The following is a 3,904-nucleotide window of genomic DNA, read 5'->3' on the forward strand; positions in this document are numbered from 1 at the left end:
GCCGTGAGTTTGCTGATTTCGCAAAGAATGTCCCGCGGTATGCGCAGGTCGTTCGATCGCACGTCGAACCCTGGGTGCAGGGACTGATGGAAAGATATCCGGACCTTGCTCTGCAGATCGAAGAGTATTACAACATCAGTTTAAAGCCAAAGTTGCCGGCCCTCGCCAAACCAGTTCTGGACTTTTTCGGCAAAATGTTTTCCGGAGTTGTGAACTTTCTTGTTGTTCTGCTGAATCTCGCGCTTGTGCCGGTGCTCGCTTTTTATTTGATGCACGATTTTGGAAATATTCTGGCGAAGGGACTTGAGATGATCCCGCCCAGAAGCAGGGAAACCGTGGTTACAAGAATCAGGGAAGTGGATGACGCGTTGTCCCAGTATTTGCGCGGCCAGCTTTCCGTTTCGCTGTTTCTTGCAGTGATCTACATCATAGGACTTCTCGTTTTGCGCGTTCCGCTGGCGGTTCCGATCGGACTTTTCTCGGGTCTCGCTAACATGGTTCCCTATCTGGGGTTTGTTCTTGGAATCGGCGCATCCATTTTCTTTTCCTTTGTGGACAATCAGGATTGGCACCGGCTCATCTGGATTGTGGCTCTTTATGCGTTTGCGCAATTGCTGGAAGGAACTGTGGTAAGTCCGCTATTTGTGGGGAAAAGAACGGGACTTCATCCGGTTGTAATCATGCTGGCTCTGGTGATTGGAGGCACCCTCTTTGGATTTATGGGAATGCTTCTGGCTGTTCCATTTATGGCTATTGCAACCGTGTTTTTGAAATCCGCGTACAATGCCTATATCAATTCTCCCTGGTATCAACAGCAGAAACAGCTCGAAAAGACTCCGGTGATATAACAGTGTCTTAGATGTGTGATGCTCGGATTTCCCCTCCTTATGAAGGAAGGGATAAAGGGGAGGTTGGCAAACATGATTTACATCAATGAAGAACAGGTAAAACGTCTCCTTTCTGTTCGTGATTGCATTGAAGTGCTGCGAAACGCATTTTCATTGGAATACATCAACATTCCGCGGTACCGGTTGAAATCCAAGAATAGTTTATTGCATGTGATGTCCGCTTCGATTCCATCGCTTCTTGTGATGGGGCTGAAATCGTATGGAACAAGCCGAAGTGGAGGTTCCTTTGCGGTGCTGTTATTCGATGAACCTTCCGGAGAATTGCTGGCGATCTTTGAAGGGGACGCGCTGGGTCAAATCCGAACAGGCGCAGCAAGCGGTCTGGCTACGGATCTTCTAGCGAATCGGGATGTTAAGATAGGCGCAGTGATCGGAACCGGTTTTCAGGCAGAAACACAACTTCTCGCGATCGATGCGGTCCGACAGTTCGAACAGATTCGAATTTACTCGCGGCGTGAAGAAGCAAGAAGAGAATTCATCGACAAGATGCAATCGCAAGTGCGCGCCACGCTGGTCAACGCTTCTTCCTCAGAAGAATGTGTCCGCGATGCGGATGTTGTTTCTACCATCACGTCGTCGAAAGACCCCGTGGTGGAAGGTCGCTGGCTGAAACCTGGCGTTCACATCAACGCGGCCGGCTCGAACTCCGTTTTAAGAAGGGAACTGGACGCGGATGCGGTCCGTCTGGCCGGCTTGCTCTGCACAGATGACCGGGCGCAAAGCAAAATTGAGGCGGGAGACTTTGTCGATGTATTGACAGAGGAACAATGGAACCATGTGCACGAGCTACAGGAAATTGTAAAGCGAAAATACGGACGTACCTCAAGCGAGCAGAGAACGCTTTTCAAGTCGAATGGAATTGCTCTGGAAGATGTCGCTTCTGCGCATTATATTTATTCCCGCATAAAACTCTCATCTTAAAGAGCGCGTCAAATACTATATGCTTATGTCCTTAAGAACTCTTTTCCTGATTTGTATTTTTTCTTGTCATTTTGCATTTGGCGCCGCCGATCTTGAAATCAAAACCATTAAAGGCATTCCGGGAAAAGAATTCAATCTCGAGTTCGCATTTGTGAATCACGGACCGGACCCGGCAAACAATGTCGGATGCAATATATATTTCTATGCCGCGGAGCGTCTGGTTTCTACGCAAGCGTTTAAACTTTCTGGACTTCTTTCAGGGGCTTCCCGCAAAGAACAGCTAACCATAGATTTTCCTAGCACTGGGATTACCACGGTCAAAGTGGAAGTTTTCGATTCACAACAGCCGGACGTTCAGCCGTCCACCAACTTCATGCAGATGAATATCAAACCTCCCGATCTGCGTAAGGCTGACTTGCAAATTGTCAAAGTGGAGTCGGCTGAGCAGAAAGAGAAAGGGAAAAACTTCTTGGTGGTACGGCTGCGCAACAATGGTCCCGACAAGATCGGCGCTTCGAAAATAGAGGTGACGCTTGAAGTATACGGACAGACACTCGCTCAATCGGAGAGACGGATAGAGCGAATGGATGCCGGAGCGGAATTTGAAGCGAGAGTGCAGATTCCAAATCCCCAGATCATCCCTGCGACAAACGGCTCACTCATCTTGCGCTGGTCCGGTTCGGATATTGAAGATTCCGATGTTGCGAACAATCTCTACAAACTCGATGTGCCGTTAACCCTTCGTATGCCGGATCTGCTGGCGATCAAACCCAACATCGATAAGCAGGGCGTATTGACGTTTTCCGTGAACAACAAAGGAAATGCGCGCGCGGCGGATAGTGTGACTGCGCTCTATATTAATGGCGCATTGGTCGAACGCTACAATACGCCGGATATGGCGCCCCGCGGACTCCAACAATATCGTTACAACGCGAAGAAACTGTCATCCCAGGACAAAGTTGTGATCATTGTGGACTTCAACGCGGACGTCCAGGAATCCTCGGAAGAGAACAATCGTACCCCCTGAAGCTCTTGAAGCTTTGAGCTTTTGACCTATCTTTCATTCCGGGGGAAACATGAAGCATCTGATCATAATATTTCTGCTTGCCGCAAGCTTCTGCTTTGCTCAAACTTACGAGCAAGCGAAAAAACTGTTTGGGGAAGGGAAGTACGAGGAAGCGATCAACCAGCTGGATCGAGTCATCGAGCAGGACCCCAGCTCCAAAAACGCATACGTTCTGCGCGGTACAAGTTACGATTACATCGGTCAGTATGATCAGGCGATTGCCGATTACACTCGCGCAATCGAGATTGATCCGGAATTCGTTGCTGCCTACAACAATCGTGGATCGGTTTACATCACGTTGGAGCAGTATGAAAAGGGACTTCCGGATCTGGACAAGGCCCTGGAGCTCAATTCCAAAAACGCGAATTCTTACTACAATCGTGCCATTATTCATACGTTTCTCGCGAAGCCTGCTGAAGTTATTTCTGACGGGCATGCCTATCTCGATGTGGAGGCGTGCAAAGATCCGCGCGGTCAAGATGTGATCATTATGACGCTTTTTGCGTATCGCGAATTGGGTAAGTTTGAAGAGGGAAACAATTTTCTGGAAAGTACTTCAGCGCAGTGTAACGCGGAGGTTTGGCCATATCCCGTCTTGCGTTATTTAAAGGGCGAGATCACGGCGGAGGACGTTGAGACTCAGACGAAAAATGAGCAGCAGAAAGCAGATGCAAAAACTTTCGTTCTGTACAATCAATTTCAGGACAAGAACCTCAATACACCCGAAACGAATAAAGAGCTTCAACAGATCGTGGATTTAAACTACCGTGATTCGATTTCCTACATCCTCGCCAAAAAACTTCTGCACACTTTCGAACCGATCGTTCCCTCCCAACCATGAAAGCAAAGTACCGCGGACGTCTCGACTGCGTGGATGATCCTCCGTGCAGCCCATGAATTAGAACCCTAGTTTTTGCCTATTGAGACATTAAGAAATCTAACCCTGGCGGTCATTCATTGAGACATCAAAAATCTAACCGCAATGGGGGTGGGGTGGGGGGCGGGGGAA

The 3,904-nt window shown here is 48.6% G+C and carries 4 protein-coding genes; all 4 read left to right on the forward strand.

The annotated features are described in order from the left end of the window. A partial coding sequence (locus L0156_21650) for an AI-2E family transporter (GenBank protein ID MCI0605599.1) occupies positions 1–848 on the forward strand: 848 nt, incomplete at its 5' end. Positions 849–920: 72 nt separating this feature from the next. After that, entirely contained in the window at positions 921–1,829 is a 909-nt protein-coding gene (locus tag L0156_21655) for an ornithine cyclodeaminase family protein (protein ID MCI0605600.1), read from the forward strand. A gap of 25 nt (positions 1,830–1,854) precedes the next feature. Beyond that, entirely contained in the window at positions 1,855–2,856 is a 1,002-nt protein-coding gene (locus tag L0156_21660) for a hypothetical protein (GenBank protein ID MCI0605601.1), read from the forward strand. A gap of 49 nt (positions 2,857–2,905) precedes the next feature. Further along, positions 2,906–3,736: a tetratricopeptide repeat protein gene (locus L0156_21665; protein ID MCI0605602.1), complete on the forward strand. Its 831-nt coding sequence runs from the start codon at positions 2,906–2,908 to the stop codon at positions 3,734–3,736. Positions 3,737–3,904: the final 168 nt, after the last annotated feature.

The organism is bacterium, assembly GCA_022616075.1.
GTDB lineage: Bacteria > Acidobacteriota > HRBIN11 > JAKEFK01 > JAKEFK01 > JAKEFK01.

Bases quoted from the DNA above. Each gene is read 5' to 3' on its own strand.
- L0156_21655 (MCI0605600.1), top strand. From the start codon at position 921: ATGATTTACATCAATGAAGAACAGGTAAAACGTCTCCTTTCTGTTCGT.
- L0156_21660 (MCI0605601.1), top strand. From the start codon at position 1,855: ATGTCCTTAAGAACTCTTTTCCTGATTTGTATTTTTTCTTGTCATTTT.
- L0156_21665 (MCI0605602.1), top strand. From the start codon at position 2,906: ATGAAGCATCTGATCATAATATTTCTGCTTGCCGCAAGCTTCTGCTTT.